We start from the raw sequence: 16,475 nt of genomic DNA, 5'->3' as shown, positions 1-16,475 counted from the left end.
CTATGTTTTATATATAGTAAAAATTGCTTTTTCAGCATCTTCTTTATCAAGTGCCAGGCCAAACATTAAATTTTTGTCTTTCAAGGTACGGTTCAATGCGTCCACCACTTTATATAAATCGGTTTGATACGTGACTTCCACTGTAGAAATTACTTCAATTTTTGATTCCATGTCTGCGCCCATCCTTTCGTTATATCATTGCTTATTATACCAAGCTTCAATATCGGTTACCATCTTTTCTAAAGACACTTTGGACACTTTGACTTTCGGCAAAGCGCTTATAAATTCCTGGCCATAGGATTTTGTCTCAATTCTGCGGTCAAGTACGATAAACAATCCCTTGTCATTTTTTGAGCGGATCAGCCTGCCGAATCCTTGCCGCAGACGAAGCACTGCTTCAGGCAATGCATACTGCAGAAACGGATTGACGCCCTCCCGCGAAATAATTTCAGAGCGTGCCTTGAAAATTGGCTCGTCTGGTGAAGTGAATGGCAAACGCACCACTACTACAGCTCGAAGCGCATCCCCTGGGACATCGACGCCTTCCCAAAAACTATTTGTGCCAAACAGCACCGATTTTTGGAAACGTTGGAACGATTTCAGCAACTTCATGCGACTGCCTGTAGAAATCCCTTGTGCGAACAGCATATAATCATCCAGCAGGCCTGTGTCCTGGATCAAATCCACTGTTTTCCGAAGCATATCCTGTGACGTAAAGAGCACAAAACAGCGTCCTTCTGTCACAATGACGGTTTGAATCACCGCGTCCGCTACTGATTCGATGTATTCATGCTGGGATACCTGCTGGATATCCGGCATATCTTCCACAATATACACATGGGCTCCCTGATAAAAATCTTTTGGCGGCTCAAATTTTAAAATCGGCACATGCTGCGGAATTCCGATCTGATTGACAATAAAGCGGTCATTTGCCGGAACAGTCATCGTTCCGGAGAGCCAGATCACGGCCATGTCTGCACGTGCAGCTGCCATAACTTTATCCACTAGAGTTGCCACGGCAAACGGCCTTTTGTATAAGGACAAACTGGTGGGCAAACTTCTTAAATCTCCCTCAATCCAGCTCACTTCATCGGTCAGCGGGAAAACAAAAATTTCGCTGAATTCGACTGCCTTGACCATCATTTCCTCTGTCCAATAGCGCCAGTCCGCGATCGTCAGCCGGTCCTGGATAGTTTTTTCAGTCAGGCGCTCAGCTTTTTGCAAAACAAGCTGCGACAAATCGATCCATTCATTCAAATAGCGCAGCAGTTCCAGGAAACGGGAGTCTTCAAGCGCCAGCTCACTCAGCAATGAGGCGTTTTTCTTGTGCCGGCTAGCAGCAAACTTCGCCGAAAACTCGGTTGCCAGCAAAACTGAAACTTCATCAAACAACATTGTGAATTTGCGGAACAACGAGTCGAGCTTAAGCAATTCGGGTACGTTTGAAAAACCGGTACGATCTGCGGTTTCAAAAAGTGCTGCAAAAAGCTGCTGGTCGTCCAGGCTCCCAATTTGGCCAAAAATGTATTTCCATTGCGTATAAACAAAGGTCTTTTCGTGCTGTGAGACTGCTGCTTGAACAACTTGGTGAGCTTCGTCCCATATATAAGCATCGACATTCGCCAGAATCGACTTCTTGCTTAAATGCTGGTTCAGCAAAAATGCGTGATTGGTGACAATAATGTGGGCATGCTGTGCTTGTTTCAAGGCAAACTCATAGAAATCAGCCTTTTTTTCCTGTTGCGATAATTTGCGGATATGCGAACGACGAATTTTGTCCAGTACAAACTGGCCGCCGCTCGAAGAATTAAGTTCATTCAAATCCCCGGTTTCTGTTGCCGTCAGCCAGACCAGCACCTGCATAATCGTAAAGGTCTCATCATAAGACTCATCATCACCCTGGAGCAACTCGACAAATCGCGCCAAATCGATGTAATGCGACAAGCCTTTGATCAATGAAATCCGGACCGGCGAACCGATAAAAGCTTCGACCATCCGGCCTTCTTTCAGAACAAGCTGATCCTGCAGATGGGTGGTATATGTGCTGATTAAGACTTGCTTTCCGCTTTCAAGGGCATAATTTGCCGCCGGCAGCAAATAGGCAATGGTTTTGCCCATACCGGTCGAGGCTTCTATAACCACTTCTTTTTTATGGGTTAACGCATCTTCAATCGAAGCCATCATACGGAATTGGCTTGGACGCTTTTCGAAATTTGGAAAGACTGTTTCGAGTCCCTCCCGCCAATCACGCGGCAGCGATTCGGTCTGGTTTGGACCTGACGAAAATAGAGCTCGCGGTTTCAGTGGAACCCCTTTAAACCGATCAAACTCATCAGCTTGGGCATTTCTTTTTTTCTGTGTCAACTCAAAGAACAACCGGGATAAATCCGATTTCAGCTGAAATGATCGTTTATGGAGAAATGCCAATGTGTCATAAGGCAATGATTCCAAATCAGTTTTAGCACGCAGGAACAACAATGCGGTCGCCATGGCATCGTCGTCTGCACGGTGTGCACTTTCCAGTGGAATCCCCAACTCGGAAGTTATGTCCTGCAATTTAAAGCTGAATGCGGTCGGATACATGAGCCGAACCAATTCCACCGTATCCATCGTAATTCCATGCCATTTTGGCAAGCCGCTGCGTTTGAGCTCTGCCTGCAGGAATGGCAGATCAAAATTGGTATTATGCGCCACAAAAATAGCATCCTGCATTTTTTCAAAGACGGTTTCTGCGTAAAATTCAAAGGCTTTGGCTTCTGCCACATCTTTGTCCGTAATATTCGTTAAGTCCTGTATAAATAAAGGGATATTTCGCCCAGGATTGATGAATTTCGTATATGTATCCGTGATCACTTCGTTTTCAATCGTTACCATTGCCAGCTGAATGATCCGGTCACCTTTTGCAGGGGAATGGCCCGTTGTTTCAATATCGACAACGACATACTTTTGCGTGTTCATTTCAGCCCCTCTTTCTTAGGTGATTGCCTAAAAAAATTGTAACATATCCTGCCGTTTTCCGCTTTCAGGATGAAAATTCAATCTTCTTCCAGTTTCTTCAGACAAAAGAAAAACAGCTCCGAAAAATATCGGAGGCTGCTCTGTTACATAACGGTCGCTTCAGGTTCGTAATGGATGATTTCTTTGATCTGGTTGTTGGCATCCATGATGGCTACCGTCGGCTTGTGGTCACGTGCATTTTCATTCATAACATAAGCATATGACAGGATGATGACAATATCCCCACGCTGAACCAGACGTGCTGCCGCTCCGTTTACGCAGATGACTCCGCTGCCGCGTTCTCCTGCAATAATATACGTTTCGAAACGGGCACCGTTGTTATTATTGACGATATGCACTTTTTCATTGGCCAGCATTCCGACAGCATCAAGCAGATCCTGATCGATGGTAATGCTTCCCACATAGTTCAAATCGGCTTCTGTCACCGTTGCACGGTGGATTTTTGAATTGAGCATCATTCTAAGCATGGTCGAGTTCCCCTTTTGGTTGAAAAATAATATTATCGATCAAACGTGCTTTTTCAAATTGTACAGCAAGTGCCAGGATGGCATCGTTTTGGATAACAGCAGTCAGTGTCGGGTAATCCAACAGCTCGATATAATCGACTTTCCCGGATGTGTGTTCACTTAAGTACTGGGTCATGGGTTCAATTGGATCCTGCCCTTGCAAAACTAAAGCTCTGCCCATTTCCAGTGCTTTTTTCAAATGAGGCGCCTCATTCCGCTCAGCTGAACTTAAATAAACATTGCGTGAACTTTTCGCCAGCCCATCCTCTTCCCGCACCGTTTCACCTCTGCGGATCTCCATCGGGAAGTTAAAGTCTGCAACTAAGGATTCGATGATTGCAAGCTGCTGTGCATCCTTCTGGCCAAAATACGCCAAGTCCGCCTCAGCTAAATGGAACAGCTTGGCGACTACTTTCAGGACTCCGTCAAAATGGCCGGGTCTCTTCGCGCCGCAAAGAACTTCAGCCTGAGCACCCGCACTAATTTTGATTTGGCTTTCACGCGGATACATTTCTTCCACGCCTGGCGCAAAAATAACATCCGTCCCTGCTCCTTTAGCCAGTTGCTGATCGCGCTCAAGATTTCTCGGATAGCGGTCGAAATCTTCGTTCGGCCCGAATTGAGCCGGGTTGACGAAAATACTCATGACCACTTTATCATTTTCCGCCTTGGCTTTTTCAACCAACGACAAATGCCCTTCGTGCAAAAAGCCCATCGTCGGCACCAGGCCGATGGTGTGTCCTTCTCTTTTGGCTTCCTGAACCCATCCTTTCAGTTCGTCCACCGTCTGTAAAATCAACAATTCTTTTCTCTCCTCTCGGGAAGAAAACCATATAAAAAGCCCTTCCGCCGAAAAAAAGACAGAAGGACAGTAAATGTGCGTTTGGTTTCCTCCGTCCCTGTCGTGTAAGTGATCAAGGCAGATCTGGTTGCTATGAATTTTGAGTGTATTGCGGTTGTTCGGTGCAGTTCAAAAGCGATACCGCCCGTTAAAAATACTATAACAGAAATCCAGAAAAAAACATATTCTGTGCTTGGCAGTTATGTGAATGGCGGTACGAATAAAGCACTTCAGGCGGACGAATCGCTGAGCCTCCTCGTCGCAAGATCCTGCGGGGACTCATAGATGTCGCTCCACTGCTCCGCAGGAAGGCGGAGCTGGATTGCGGAATGTCCAACACAGTATGTTCAGAACGAACCCCATCTAGTCCGCCATTTCAATGTCTGCTGAATAGATGCCATGAAGCTTGCCGTCCGCTGTCCGCAATTGCAGGACGCCGTCATCGGTAATTCCTTCCGCAATGCCTTCGAGCGTCTGGTTCGTCATTCTCGCGCGAACCGGATGGCCAATGGTCGTTGAATAGCTTTCCCACAAGATTTTCAGCATGCCGAAGCCTTCTTCGATATACATCTGAGTATAAATCTCCATATAGTACAGCAAAGATTGGACGATTTTTTGGCGGCTTACCATTTCTCCGCTTTCCATCTTAAGTGAAGTCGCAATGCCTTGCACTTCCGGGTCAAAATCCTCTTTCTCCTGATTGATATTCAACCCAATGCCGATGATCAACGCCTGTATGCCGTCAGCGTCTGACTGCAGTTCTGTCAAAATGCCGGTGCATTTTTTGCCATTCAGCAAAATGTCATTTGGCCATTTGATTTTCGGCTGCAGCTTGGTCACTTCTTCTATCGCTCTGACGACCGCTACGGCTGTAACCAGTGTAAACTGCGGTGCTTTTTGAGGCACCACATCCGGCCGCAGGATAATGCTCATCCAGACGCCTTTTCCGGCTGCCGAATCCCATTTCCTGGCCATTCTGCCGCGTCCTGCTGTCTGTGCCTCTGTCAGCACCACTGTACCATCTGGAGTGCCTTCCTGTGCCAGCTGATGCGCAATAATTTGAGTCGAGGGGCAGCTTTCAATATAGTCGATTTTCTGGCCGATCCGTTTGGTCTTCAATCCCGTTTGAATTGCCAGCGGTTCTAACGTATCCGGAACTGAAACAATGCGGTAGCCTTTTTTCTTGACTGATTCAATGGTGTAACCCTTTTCCTCAAGCTCTTTGATGTGTTTCCAAATAGCGGTTCTGGAAATGCCAAACTCATCTGCCAAATGCTGGCCAGACACGGCTTCGCCATTCGCCTCGATCAATCGTTTTGCCAACTTATGTGTGACGGTGATATTCATGGAGAAACCAGTCCTTTATGAGTTCTTTGTCGTTCTCTAATTCTCCGTAAACAACCTTTTTTTCCAACTTTTCGAGCCAGGTCTTGAGCCACGGACCCGAACGATCCCCGCTCCACCGCATCAAATCCAGGCCGCTTGCTGCAAGATCGGACTTCGAATGAATAGGCAACCGCTTTTTGGCTGCTGAAGGATCCAGCTTTTTGCCCGTTGCACGCGAAGCCATCTCCAATTGGTCGATCGAATATTGATAAAATGTCCATTGATCCCAGAATTCAAGCTTTGCTAATTCCAGACTCTTTTCTATGAGCCGCTTTTCTTCATTGGAAAACCGGTAATCCCTAACTTCTGAAAACGGCTGGTTTTGCTTATGCAGCAAATAGAACCAGCCGTAGACGGATTTTCCGGTTGGGTGGTAAAGCTTCCAGTCGGTTTCGAAAAGGTGGCCTGCCGGCAGGAAAGCAGTCAGACTGCTAGCCTTTAAGTATGCCATGCTTTTTTGGGTATTCGGATTGGCAAATATCTTATCCAGCTCCGCCTTTAGCCGTTCGACAGCAATAGTATGGATCAGCGGTGCATGGCGCTGAATCGAGTGGACGGTATTTTCTTCAATCATAAAATTCAGCTGGCCGGAAAACCGCACCGCTCTCAGCATACGCAGTGCGTCTTCTTGAAAACGCTGGTTCGGATCCCCGGCTGCACGAATAATTTGCTTTTTAAGATCGTCTTTTCCGCCGAATGGATCGATAATATCCAATTGTTCAGTCATCGCCATCGCGTTGATGGTGAAATCTCGACGCTTTAAATCTTCTTCAAGCGATTGAACAAACTCGACCGAATCGGGCCGGCGGTTGTCGGAATAGCTTCCATCCGTCCGAAACGTTGTCACTTCAATTCCTTCACCATCCAATAGCACCAGCACGGTCCCGTGTTCAATTCCCGTATCGACCGTACGTTTAAAAAGGGCTTTAACCTGATGAGGTGAGGCTGAGGAGGCGACATCAACATCTTGGGGTATTTTGCCCAATAGAAAATCGCGCACCGCTCCACCTACCATATAAGCCTGAAAGCCCGCCTCTTTTAACGTTTCAATCACTTTGATGGCCGTTTTCATTTTTCTTCATTCCTTGTCAGCAATTGTTCGTATAATCTCTCGTATTGTTCCAATATTTTAGAGGAATGAAAACGTTCAGATACCGTCTTTAATGCTCCTTGCCGCAAATTTTGCAGCAATACTCGATCGCTTAGCATGGCGACCGCGTTCTTGGCAGCCTGCTGCGTGTCGCCCAACTCAACCAGATATCCGTTGACACCAGGCTCGATAATTTCGGGCATCCCGCCGATGTTTGCGCCAATTACCGGAACCCCGCATGCCATGGCTTCCAGCAATACCAGGCCAAATGCTTCTTTTTCAGACAACAGGAGCTTGATGTCACTGATGTTATAAAACTCGGCAACGCCGTCACGCTTGCCCAGAAACAGTACATGGTCATTCAGTCCGAGATCCCGTACTTGCTGGATGATCCGTCCCATTTCAGGTCCGTCCCCCACCAATAATAACTTGCAGGGGAGCTGTTTATGAGCCAATGCAAACGTCTCTACAACATCCTGCACACGTTTGACGTTCCTGAAATTCGATACGTGGATCATCACTTTTTCATCGGCATCAATACCTAACTCTGTTTTTAACTCCGCAGAATCCTTTTGGAAATATTCTCTTTCATCAACAAAGTTATAAACGGTTTCGATGGTTTTATCAGGTTTGATCAAATCATAGGTCTGGTCCCTCAATGAATCTGAAACCGCAGTGACAATATCCGATTTTTCAATGCCGTAGCGGATCGCTTCTTTTAATGAAGAATCAGACCCTAAAACAGTGATATCAGTCCCGTGCAAGGTTGTCACGATGCCGATATTGGAGCCTGCCATGTCGCGTCCGAGAATAGCGCAAACGGCATGCGGTATCGCATAATGGACATGCATTAAATCCAATTCTTCGTTTTTGATCACTTCTGCAATTTTTGTAGCCAGGGCAATATCATATGGCGCATACTGAAAAACCGAATACGTATTGACTTCCACCTGATGGCTGAAAATATTGGCATAGGTTTTATTTAAACGAAAAGGGGTGCTTGACGTGATAAAATGCACTTCATGCCCTTTTTCCGCCAGCATTTTCCCAAGTTCTGTGGCAATAACACCCGACCCTCCAACTGTTGGATAGCAGGTGATGCCAATTTTCATTTTCCGCACAATGTTCTCTCCTATCCTCTTCGTTCTCCGATCAAACGCCAGTCGACAAAGCCCTCTTCCAAGCCCTTCAGAAGAACTTCAGCGGTTCCCATATTGGTAGCCAGCGGTATGCCGTAAACATCGCACAAACGAATCAACGCGGTCACATCAGGCTCATGCGGCTGAGCAGTCAAAGGATCCCGGAAAAAGATGACCATATCCATCTGGTTCTGTGCGATCATCGCACCAATTTGCTGATCGCCTCCAAGAGGGCCGGATTGGAAGCGGATGACCGGCAATCCGGTTCCATCAATAACCCGTTGTCCAGTTGTTCCAGTAGCATATAGCGTATGCTGAGCTAGTATCGGCTGATAAGCTGTGACAAATTGGATCAGGTCGTCTTTTTTTCGATCATGGGCAATCAAAGCGATTTTCATAATATCTTCCCCTTTAAACGATTATATGTTCCAAACCATAAATTAGTTCTTCTTTTTCCATAACGGTTTTAATGGATAATACTACGCCGGACATAAAGGAACCGCGGTTAAATGAATCATGGCGCAGCGTCAGCAGCTGGCCATCTCCTCCGAGCAAAACCTGCTGATGGGCTACGAGCCCGGGCAAACGGACACTGTGGATGCGCATCCCATCATAGTTGGCACCCCTTGCACCGGGAATGGTTTCCTTTTCACGGACATGCCCTTGTTCATGAATCGGCCGCTCCTGCGAAATTAAATGAGCTGTCTTCATTGCAGTTCCGGATGGAGCATCCAACTTTTGATCATGGTGCATTTCAATGATTTCAATATCCGGCAAATACTTGGCTGCCTGCTCGGCAAACTTCATCATCAATACAGCACCAACCGCAAAATTCGGTGCAATGATGCAGCCGATTTTCGAATTTCTTGACAGAGCTGTCAATTCTTCAAGCTGTTCATCTGAAAAGCCGGTCGTTCCAACGACCGGACGAATCTTCAATTCCAAAGCCTGTTTTGTATGGTCATAGACAAATTCCGGAGTGGTCAGATCAACCAGCACATCCGGTTGGGTTTTTGAATGGAGTTCTTTCAGATCGAGAAAGATAGGCGCTGTAAAGTCAGCTGGAAATAAATTGGTGTCAGCTAACGTCTTTCCAACTTCTTTATAATCCAGAACTGAGACCAGTTCCATTTCCGGATTGTTCATTATTGTATGTACGGCTTCTTTGCCCATCTTCCCTCTTGCTCCTGCAATTGCTACGCGAATTGTCATTTGTCTCCATCCTTTCTTGTCCAACGGTCTTTGTCCCTGCTGCTGAATTTTTCCATCACCCGGTCGTGGGCATTTGCCAAATCAATGTCCATCGAGTTCGCCATGCAAATCAAGACGAACAGGACATCGCCCATTTCTTCTTCAATGCTGTTTTCAGCTTCCGAACTTTTCTTTTTTTTAGGACCGTATTCATGCATCACTTCTCTGGAAAGCTCCCCAAGCTCCTCGGTCATGCGAGCCATCATTTCCATAGGCTGAAAATAACCTTCTTTGAATTGTCCAATATAGTCGTCAACGTCCTGCTGTAATTGTTTCATGGATTTTTCTCCGTTCATGCCATCACACTCCTCAGTCAATCGTAAAGAAAACTGATGATGTTGTCAAAATACTGTAATTAAACGATAATACAGAAGGTTATATTCACGAAAGGAGATTAGCTGAATTGAAAGAGCTGAAAATCAAAAACATATTTTTTATTCTGTTGGGTGCAGCGATTTATAGTTTCGGCTTTGTCCATTTCAACATCCAAAATGAATTGGGCGAAGGCGGATTTGCCGGAATTACGTTGATTTTGTACTTTATCTTCCATTGGGACCCGGCTTTGATGAATCTGTTGCTGAATATCCCTTTGTTTTTCGTTGGCTGGAAACTGCTGGGCAGAAAAGTGTTTCTTTATACCATAATTGGCACAGTTGCGGTCTCCGTATTTCTGAAGATTTTCCTAATTTACGAAATTCAAATCAATTTGCAGGATGACCTTTTCCTGGCAGCCTTGTTTGCGGGTGTTTTTGTCGGAGTCGGCCTCGGCATTATCTTTCGTTTTGGTGGAACTACAGGAGGGGTTGATATTCTTGCACGCCTTGCGCAAAAATACATCGGCTGGAGCATGGGGAAAACCATGTTCATGTTCGATGCGGGCGTCATCATGCTTTCCTGGCTGACGTTCCTCGATCACCGTTCGATGATGTATACATTGGTTGCTGTTTTTGTCGGCGCCCGGGTCATTGATTTTGTTCAGGAAGGCGCTTATGCAGGACGGGGCGCATTGATCATTTCAAACTCCCAGGAAGAAATCGCCAGCCGGATTGCGGTCGAGATGGACCGGGGCATTACGATTCTTCGCGGCTATGGCCATTTTACAAAAGAAGAACGTGAAGTTCTTTACTGTGTCGTCGCGAGAAACGAGATTGTCCGTTTAAAGAACATTATCAACTCCGTTGATCCCCATGCATTTGTTTCCTTGATGGAAGTCCATGATGTGATGGGCGAAGGGTTTACCCTTGATGAACAAAAAAGGCCCATTGGCTGATTCAAAGCAAAAATGAACATAGAAAAAAACGGCCCGTTGATCGGGCCGTTTTTTTACGAACGGTTCATGCTTGTGTAAATGAGAATTAAACGTGCCAGTTCCAAAACTGCGACTGCAGTTGCTGCTACATAGGTCATTGCGGCTGCACTCAGCACTTTTTTCGCGTGGCGTTCTTCTTCATTTCGGATAATGTTATGTGACAGCAACTGGTCCATAGCACGGCTGGAAGCATTGAACTCGACCGGCAATGTGACTAATTGGAAAACCACACCCGCTGCCAAAAGGATAATCCCGATCAATAGCGCTCCACTCCAAGCGGAGAAAAAGCCGATCATGATGAAAACCCATGACATATTCGATGAAATGTTGACAATCGGCACTAAGCGATGGCGAAGGCGCAAGAACGAATAGTCCTCGGCATCTTGAATCGCATGCCCGACTTCGTGAGCCGCTACTGCGGTCCCAGCGACCGATGCTTCATGGTAATTGTGGCTGCTGAGTGCCACAACTTTGGTCAATGGATTGTAGTGATCGCTAAGCATACCGCGGCTTTCTACTATTTTAACATCCTGAAGGTTATTGGCATCTAAAATAATGCGAGCTACTTGTGCCCCAGTATGTCCAGAAGTAGAGCGGACTTTTGAATATTTTTTGTATGTTCGTTTTAATTTAAACTGTGCCCAAATCGGGATGATCAGCAAAAGGATAAAATATAAGATATAGCCACCGAAATCCATGTGTAAATCAACACCTCTTTCTTTTTGCTTTATAGCTTTATTTTACTTGGCTTAGTCAACTATGGTCAACTAAAACGGATTGCGATCGGTTCAGATGAGCAACAAAAAAGGCGAAACTGACACAAGCAATCGACAACCAAAATGTAAAGTAGCCGATATGGCTGCTGTATTCACTCAATGTACTGTAGATCGGCATCTGTCCGTAGACATAATCGATTACATCATTGTGCAAAGTCCACACGGCGGTCAAGGCAACAGCCAGCCAGCCAAAACGATAATGTTCAATATAGAGAACTGCCTGAAGCGCCATAGCAAAATGAGATCCAATCAGCATCCAGCCTATTAAGCCTATTGAACCCGTTTCCCAAAGCGTCAGCAAATTCATGACAACTGCCCATAAGCCATATTTGATCAGCGTCACAAATGCCAAGGCTTCAAACAGGCGGTTCTGTTTACCAAAAATCCATAATCCTAAGACTACCGTGAAAAAAAGGCTTGCTGTCGGGCTGTCGGGGACAAAGATTAAGAAGATCGGCTCCGTTATTGCCAACTGCCATCCATACCATATGTATCCATAAATTGTCCCGCCTAAGTTGACAAAAAACAATAGGATTAAAAATGGCCGATACATCAGCCAGGCGGAAATTTTAATCGCGAAGGATTGCATCGTTTTCTTCCTTTCAGGTGTAGAAAAAAAGAGCCGGTTTCCCGGCTCTTTTCTACCTTTTATTATTCAGCTTCAAGTCCTGAAATAAATTCAGCTAGAACTTGCAGATCTTCATCTGATCCGTCCCATGATGGTGGCATAGTTTGCTCTCCATCAACTTCGATGCCGTTGACAGCAATATCAGCGATTTCTTCAGGTGACAGGCCGGTACCAATAAGTGACGGTCCAACTGCCCCTTCGAGATTATCACCGTGGCAACTGATACATGCTGCTCCAGAGTAAATTTCGTATCCTGGATCAGTTGTATCAATTTCAACTTCCTCTGTGATTTCCCCTTGCGCTTCAGCAGCTTCCCAGTCATGGTTTGCTACCGATTCCCATGTAAGGAATATAATAGAAGCAATGGCGAGAAGCATGAATCCTGTAGGCAATGGACGTTTCGAAGGACGTCTTTCCGGTCCACGGTCTAGGAATGGAGCCAACATAAGTGCTCCAAAAGCAAGACCTGGCATGATAATGGCACCCACGACGTTAAATGGCCCGGAAGCAAATTCGTATTTCAGTAATTGGTATAAGAACAAGAAATACCAGTCTGGCAAAGGAATATAAGCTGTATCAGTCGGATCTGCCTGGCCTTCAAGAGGCGACGGATGAGCGACAGTCAAAAGCAAATACCCGATCAAGAAGACTGCACCAATCATCCATTCTTTCAAAAGGAAGTTTGGCCAGAATGCTTCTGTTTTACCAGGGTATTCGGAGTAATCTTTAGGAACATTCGGCTTACGGAATTCCATACTTGGAACACGCGAATCCCCTACAAATTTCATCCCTTTTCCGCGATGCATAGTGTTCCCTCCTTAATAAATCCGTGTTGCGGACTAAATTATAGCGGTCCTGAAATACCTTGTCTTCTGATCATGATAAAGTGAGCAGCTAGCAACCCAAGCAAAGCTGCAGGCAAGAAGAAGACGTGGATAGCGAAGAATCGAGTCAAAGTCTGTGCACCAAGAATTGTTGAATCCCCAGCCAGTAGAATTTTGATGGTCTCCCCTATCACAGGTACAGATGCTGCAATTTCAATACCAACTTTTGTTGCAAATAGAGCTTTCATATCCCATGGAAGCAAGTAGCCTGTGAAACTTAAGCCAAGGATAACGCCGAATAATAGTACTCCAACGACCCAGTTCAACTCACGAGGTTTCTTATAAGAACCTGTAAAGAATACCCGCAGTGTATGAAGGAAAATCATAACAACTACAAGAGAAGCTCCCCAGTGGTGCATCCCACGCACAATCTCTCCAAAAGCGACTTCGTTTTGAAGATAATAAACCGACTGCCAAGCATTTTCAATATCTGGTACATAATACATTGTTAAGAACATACCGGATAAGATCTGAATCACTGTAATGAAAAATGTAAGTCCCCCAAAACAATAAACAAATGCTGAAAAGTGGTGTGCGGGGTTTACGTGCTCAGGTACTTCATGGTCAGCAATATCACGCCAGATAGGCGTAATGTCTAATCGCTCATCAACCCAATCATATAACTTGTTTAGCACTGGTGTCGTACCCCCTAACTATTAAACTAATGTGTTGTCTCTTACTGCACCGATTGCAACAAAGCCATCTTGTTCTTGCACTTCGTACTCATCCAATGGCCCAAGCGGTGGTGTTCCTGGAATGTTCTGTCCGTTTTTCTCATAACGGCCAGCGTGGCATGGACAGAAGAATTGTGTCGGTTGTTCTGGATCTCCCGCCCAGTTCACTGTACATCCCAAATGTTTGCAAACAGGTGAAAGCGCGATTAACTTATCGCCTTCTTTATACACCCAAGCCGAATTCGTCACTTCAGATACGTACCATGCATCCGTTTGTTCGAATGAAAAGTCGACACGTACTGGTTCTTCAGTGATATCAGCTACAGCTTGATCAGTTAAAACGAAATCTCCGCCTTCATGTTGCTGAAGTATCGGGTCTACCGCAAAACGAACCATTGGCATCAACATTCCTGCTGCCATAAAGCCGCCTACACCTGTTAATGTGTAGCCTAAAAATTGACGTCGTGATACACGATTATTACTCATCCTTTTCCCCCCTCTAACATTCAAGGTCAGTCCAATGGACATACTCATTCAAATATAATTACTAGGACAACCTAATGATATATCAATCAAATCTTTAGGTCAATATCGCAATTAGCGTATTCACAGAGTTTGTGAACATTTCATGAATGATGTGACCATTCTTTCATAAATAGCGGCAATACCTGTCTCAACTGGTCTTCCATGACCGATTTTTTAAACGATTGGTCCATATCTTCGATCGGAATTGCAGGCAGCCACAAAACATTTTTCAGGCTTTCAATAGTCCGCCACTCCGCATCAGTTGTTAAATAAAACACGTGTTTGAACCCTGTCTGCTGAAGTTCTTCCGACAGTTCATCCGCAATTCGCTGACGATTTGCTATTTTGGCATAAGAAACGGGCGGAAGCAAAAGTATCCGCCCTTTGAATTGCTTTTCCAATAATGCAGTTAAGGTTTGCAAGTATTCAGATGCTCCAGCGCTTGGCTTCATGCCATTGGTGCTTAAATCCAGTTGAAGCAGCGGAACGACTGCTGTATCCACATAGTCCTGCTGGTTTAAATACTGATCTATTTCTTTAGCGATAAAATGCATAGAACTTACTCACTCTCCGTTTTCTTAAAAGTTTTAAATGCCTGAAGCATCGCGGACAGCTCGAAAAATCGCTCACGATCATTGGCATCCAAAGCTTCGTCGATTTGTTTGTAAATGGTTTCTTCCTGAAAGGTTGACATGCTCTCTTCCAGGATTTTTTCGGCAATCAAACGGTCCTGCTCATTGACTGATGCATTTTTTGGCATATACGGGTTTTCCTCCAACACTGATAAATAGAGGGCTGGCGGCGGAATGCTCGGGAAATTTAATTGAACATACAGATCATCTTCAGGATTCAGCCGCAAATCGTGAAACGACTTTTCTGCATCTGCTGTCATCAAATTCCCTTTGTAAAATCGAAACGGTATTTCTTTCGATTCGGTAGAGGACATGACCATGGCACGCGGGCAATAATGCGCTTCTTCAACAAAATGGGTTTTTTCAAGCAGGTCTTCGTTGCTCAACATATAATTAAGAATCCAAATGCATTCACGTCTTTTCATCTTGTACGATTGCAGAAACCAACGGACGAATTGCTTTTTTTCACCTATCGATACTGAAGCGGTCATGAAATTTCCTCCTTTCATTCAAACGATTGCTGCCAGTCGAACCATTCTGGATTTTCCGGTTCCAATGCCTGCAGCTCTTTTATAATTTCGAGGGCAGCTGCCCTTTTTCCTTCTTCGATTAAAAATAAGGCGTACTTTTTAAGGAACGCGGAATCATCTTTAAAAGCAGGATGCGCTTTCTCATAATAAGCAGTGGCTTGCTCGTAGTTTTCAGAGCGTTCATAGGCTTCTGCGATCATCGGATAAAGGCCAGCCCAATCATCGCCGCTTTCAATTACCATATCCGCAAGCTCAAGCACTTCTGCATCTTGCTCCTGTGCATGGAAATACGATACCAGCGTGTAGATTGCCTCCATGTATTCCGGATCTAATGCGATTGCCTGGCGCAGGTGGCCAACGCCTTCCTCTGCCTTGCCAAGTTTCATGGCCAGTTTGCCGGCGAACAGATACAGTTCCTTGTCAAACTCGTCTCTGGCAATGCCTTCGCTAATCGCTCCATATGCAGCTTCATAATCTTCTGCCATGTTCAGGCTTTGCGCCTTCAATAAATAGGCGGAAAAGTAATCCGGATCGATCCGGATCAATTCATCCAACCGGCGGACGGCCCCTTCATATTGTCGGGTCTGAAAAGCGGCAAATGCTGCGCCAAACAGGACATCAGGCGTAGCCGAATCTTCCAGGGCCTTCTCATAATAAGGCAACGCTTCTTCGTACGCGGCTCCAGCACTGTAAACCTCTGCAAGCCGTTCTGAAATATTGACGCCTTCGATGACGACTTGCTGAGCTTTAAGCTCCTGATAAATCTTCGCTGATTCCAGGTAGCGGCCCGAATCCAAGAGCAATTCCGCTTTTGCCTGCTGCAGCAGCGGCTCATCTGGCATCAGCTCGATCGCTTCGTTCAAGCGGTTCTCAGCGGCTTCAAGCAAGCCCTGCAGCTGGAACAAGTCCGCCAGCGTGACAAGCGCCTGTGCGTATAACTCATCGTCTTTAGGCACTTCCATCAAGGCATTCAAAGCATCATCTTCCCGGTCGGCATCAATCAGCAAATTGGCTCGGTCGATAATGAGCTGCGCTTCTTCCGGAAAAATATATTGCAGATGCTCCAGCACTTTGATCGCTTCTTCCACAAAGCCGATTTCTGCCAGCCATTCCGACAACCCATACTGCTCATCGGGTTCTCCCTGCAGCAAATAGCTGTCCAATAAGGTGTTCAGGAGATTCGGATCTCCTTGTTCCACCGCTTTTTGTATCTCTTGTAAGTTAGCCATCCTATCACCTTTTCCTTCACGTTCTTACTCTCATCCTACACGAAAGATTCTTATTAT

At 45.6% G+C, this 16,475-nt stretch carries 19 protein-coding genes; 1 reads left to right on the top strand and 18 read right to left on the bottom strand.

Features of this window, described 5'->3' with window-relative positions:
* From GJB59_RS18020 to GJB59_RS17975, 10 genes are all read right to left on the bottom strand, one after another.
* Positions 1–171, bottom strand: a complete 171-nt coding sequence (locus GJB59_RS18020; protein WP_142826432.1) for a YpmA family protein — start codon at positions 169–171, stop codon at positions 1–3.
* A 24-nt stretch (positions 172–195) separates the two neighbouring features.
* Entirely contained in the window at positions 196–2,958 is a 2,763-nt protein-coding gene (dinG, locus tag GJB59_RS18015) for an ATP-dependent DNA helicase DinG (RefSeq protein ID WP_142826433.1), read from the bottom strand.
* Positions 2,959–3,101: 143 nt separating this feature from the next.
* Positions 3,102–3,485 (bottom strand): aspartate 1-decarboxylase, encoded by a 384-nt coding sequence (gene panD / locus GJB59_RS18010; RefSeq protein ID WP_142826434.1) that lies wholly within the window; start codon positions 3,483–3,485, stop codon positions 3,102–3,104.
* A complete protein-coding gene (panC, locus tag GJB59_RS18005) occupies positions 3,478–4,326 on the bottom strand; it encodes a pantoate--beta-alanine ligase (protein ID WP_142826435.1) in 849 nt (282 codons plus the stop codon). The genes panD and panC overlap by 8 nt, the downstream gene beginning before the upstream one ends.
* A 402-nt stretch (positions 4,327–4,728) precedes the next feature.
* Entirely contained in the window at positions 4,729–5,712 is a 984-nt protein-coding gene (locus GJB59_RS18000; RefSeq protein WP_142826436.1) for a biotin--[acetyl-CoA-carboxylase] ligase, read from the bottom strand.
* Positions 5,690–6,823, bottom strand: a complete 1,134-nt coding sequence (locus tag GJB59_RS17995) for a CCA tRNA nucleotidyltransferase (RefSeq protein WP_142826437.1) — start codon at positions 6,821–6,823, stop codon at positions 5,690–5,692. The genes GJB59_RS18000 and GJB59_RS17995 overlap by 23 nt, the downstream gene beginning before the upstream one ends.
* Positions 6,820–7,962: an N-acetyl-alpha-D-glucosaminyl L-malate synthase BshA gene (gene bshA / locus GJB59_RS17990; protein ID WP_142826438.1), complete on the bottom strand. Its 1,143-nt coding sequence runs from the start codon at positions 7,960–7,962 to the stop codon at positions 6,820–6,822. Before bshA ends, GJB59_RS17995 begins: the two co-directional genes overlap by 4 nt.
* An 11-nt stretch (positions 7,963–7,973) precedes the next feature.
* Complete coding sequence (gene mgsA, locus GJB59_RS17985) at positions 7,974–8,378, bottom strand: methylglyoxal synthase (protein WP_142826439.1); 405 nt, start codon at positions 8,376–8,378, stop codon at positions 7,974–7,976.
* A gap of 13 nt (positions 8,379–8,391) precedes the next feature.
* Positions 8,392–9,192: a 4-hydroxy-tetrahydrodipicolinate reductase gene (gene dapB, locus GJB59_RS17980; protein ID WP_142826440.1), complete on the bottom strand. Its 801-nt coding sequence runs from the start codon at positions 9,190–9,192 to the stop codon at positions 8,392–8,394.
* A complete protein-coding gene (locus GJB59_RS17975) occupies positions 9,189–9,527 on the bottom strand; it encodes a nucleotide pyrophosphohydrolase (protein WP_142826441.1) in 339 nt (112 codons plus the stop codon). Before GJB59_RS17975 ends, dapB begins: the two co-directional genes overlap by 4 nt.
* Before the next feature lie 107 nt (positions 9,528–9,634).
* Here GJB59_RS17975 and GJB59_RS17970 point away from each other — a divergent pair, with 107 nt between their 5' ends.
* Positions 9,635–10,501: a YitT family protein gene (locus GJB59_RS17970; protein WP_142826442.1), complete on the top strand. Its 867-nt coding sequence runs from the start codon at positions 9,635–9,637 to the stop codon at positions 10,499–10,501.
* A 53-nt stretch (positions 10,502–10,554) separates the two neighbouring features.
* On the opposite strand, the gene GJB59_RS17965 is transcribed toward GJB59_RS17970, so the two are convergent.
* The 8 genes from GJB59_RS17965 to GJB59_RS17930 all read right to left on the bottom strand — a co-directional run bounded on the left by GJB59_RS17965 (position 10,555) and on the right by GJB59_RS17930 (position 16,418).
* Positions 10,555–11,238, bottom strand: a complete 684-nt coding sequence (locus GJB59_RS17965; protein ID WP_142826443.1) for a zinc metallopeptidase — start codon at positions 11,236–11,238, stop codon at positions 10,555–10,557.
* Positions 11,239–11,293: 55 nt separating this feature from the next.
* Positions 11,294–11,905, bottom strand: coding sequence for a lipoprotein heptaprenylglyceryl N-acetyltransferase LhaT (gene lhaT, locus GJB59_RS17960; RefSeq protein ID WP_142826444.1), 612 nt, complete (start codon positions 11,903–11,905; stop codon positions 11,294–11,296).
* 62 nt (positions 11,906–11,967) lie between these two features.
* Positions 11,968–12,750 (bottom strand): menaquinol-cytochrome c reductase cytochrome b/c subunit, encoded by a 783-nt coding sequence (locus GJB59_RS17955; RefSeq protein WP_142826445.1) that lies wholly within the window; start codon positions 12,748–12,750, stop codon positions 11,968–11,970.
* 38 nt (positions 12,751–12,788) lie between these two features.
* Positions 12,789–13,463 (bottom strand): menaquinol-cytochrome c reductase cytochrome b subunit, encoded by a 675-nt coding sequence (gene qcrB / locus GJB59_RS17950; protein WP_142826446.1) that lies wholly within the window; start codon positions 13,461–13,463, stop codon positions 12,789–12,791.
* Between the two features lie 21 nt (positions 13,464–13,484).
* Positions 13,485–13,988, bottom strand: a complete 504-nt coding sequence (locus GJB59_RS17945; RefSeq protein WP_142826447.1) for a Rieske (2Fe-2S) protein — start codon at positions 13,986–13,988, stop codon at positions 13,485–13,487.
* A 140-nt stretch (positions 13,989–14,128) separates the two neighbouring features.
* Positions 14,129–14,581 carry a YpiF family protein gene (locus tag GJB59_RS17940; RefSeq protein WP_142826448.1) on the bottom strand — a complete coding sequence of 151 codons (453 nt, stop codon included), beginning with the start codon at positions 14,579–14,581 and terminating at the stop codon, positions 14,129–14,131.
* A 5-nt stretch (positions 14,582–14,586) separates the two neighbouring features.
* Positions 14,587–15,150, bottom strand: a complete 564-nt coding sequence (locus GJB59_RS17935; RefSeq protein WP_142826449.1) for a ReoY family proteolytic degradation factor — start codon at positions 15,148–15,150, stop codon at positions 14,587–14,589.
* Between the two features lie 14 nt (positions 15,151–15,164).
* Positions 15,165–16,418 (bottom strand): tetratricopeptide repeat protein, encoded by a 1,254-nt coding sequence (locus GJB59_RS17930; protein WP_142826450.1) that lies wholly within the window; start codon positions 16,416–16,418, stop codon positions 15,165–15,167.
* Positions 16,419–16,475: the final 57 nt, after the last annotated feature.

Source organism: Planococcus soli (assembly GCF_016881065.1).
Classification (GTDB): domain Bacteria; phylum Bacillota; class Bacilli; order Bacillales_A; family Planococcaceae; genus Planococcus; species Planococcus soli.
The sequence above is the reverse complement of the archived record's forward strand: the minus strand, read 5'-3'. Positions and strand labels throughout refer to the sequence as shown.

Coding starts and splice junctions, on each gene's coding strand:
- GJB59_RS18020 (WP_142826432.1), bottom strand. CDS start 171: ATGGAATCAAAAATTGAAGTAATTTCTACAGTGGAAGTCACGTATCAA.
- dinG (WP_142826433.1), bottom strand. CDS start 2,958: ATGAACACGCAAAAGTATGTCGTTGTCGATATTGAAACAACGGGCCAT.
- panD (WP_142826434.1), bottom strand. CDS start 3,485: ATGCTTAGAATGATGCTCAATTCAAAAATCCACCGTGCAACGGTGACA.
- GJB59_RS18000 (WP_142826436.1), bottom strand. CDS start 5,712: ATGAATATCACCGTCACACATAAGTTGGCAAAACGATTGATCGAGGCG.
- GJB59_RS17995 (WP_142826437.1), bottom strand. CDS start 6,823: ATGAAAACGGCCATCAAAGTGATTGAAACGTTAAAAGAGGCGGGCTTT.
- mgsA (WP_142826439.1), bottom strand. CDS start 8,378: ATGAAAATCGCTTTGATTGCCCATGATCGAAAAAAAGACGACCTGATC.
- dapB (WP_142826440.1), bottom strand. CDS start 9,192: ATGACAATTCGCGTAGCAATTGCAGGAGCAAGAGGGAAGATGGGCAAA.
- GJB59_RS17975 (WP_142826441.1), bottom strand. CDS start 9,527: ATGAACGGAGAAAAATCCATGAAACAATTACAGCAGGACGTTGACGAC.
- GJB59_RS17965 (WP_142826443.1), bottom strand. CDS start 11,238: ATGGATTTCGGTGGCTATATCTTATATTTTATCCTTTTGCTGATCATC.
- lhaT (WP_142826444.1), bottom strand. CDS start 11,905: ATGCAATCCTTCGCGATTAAAATTTCCGCCTGGCTGATGTATCGGCCA.
- GJB59_RS17955 (WP_142826445.1), bottom strand. CDS start 12,750: ATGCATCGCGGAAAAGGGATGAAATTTGTAGGGGATTCGCGTGTTCCA.
- GJB59_RS17945 (WP_142826447.1), bottom strand. CDS start 13,988: ATGAGTAATAATCGTGTATCACGACGTCAATTTTTAGGCTACACATTA.
- GJB59_RS17940 (WP_142826448.1), bottom strand. CDS start 14,581: ATGCATTTTATCGCTAAAGAAATAGATCAGTATTTAAACCAGCAGGAC.
- GJB59_RS17935 (WP_142826449.1), bottom strand. CDS start 15,150: ATGACCGCTTCAGTATCGATAGGTGAAAAAAAGCAATTCGTCCGTTGG.
- GJB59_RS17930 (WP_142826450.1), bottom strand. CDS start 16,418: ATGGCTAACTTACAAGAGATACAAAAAGCGGTGGAACAAGGAGATCCG.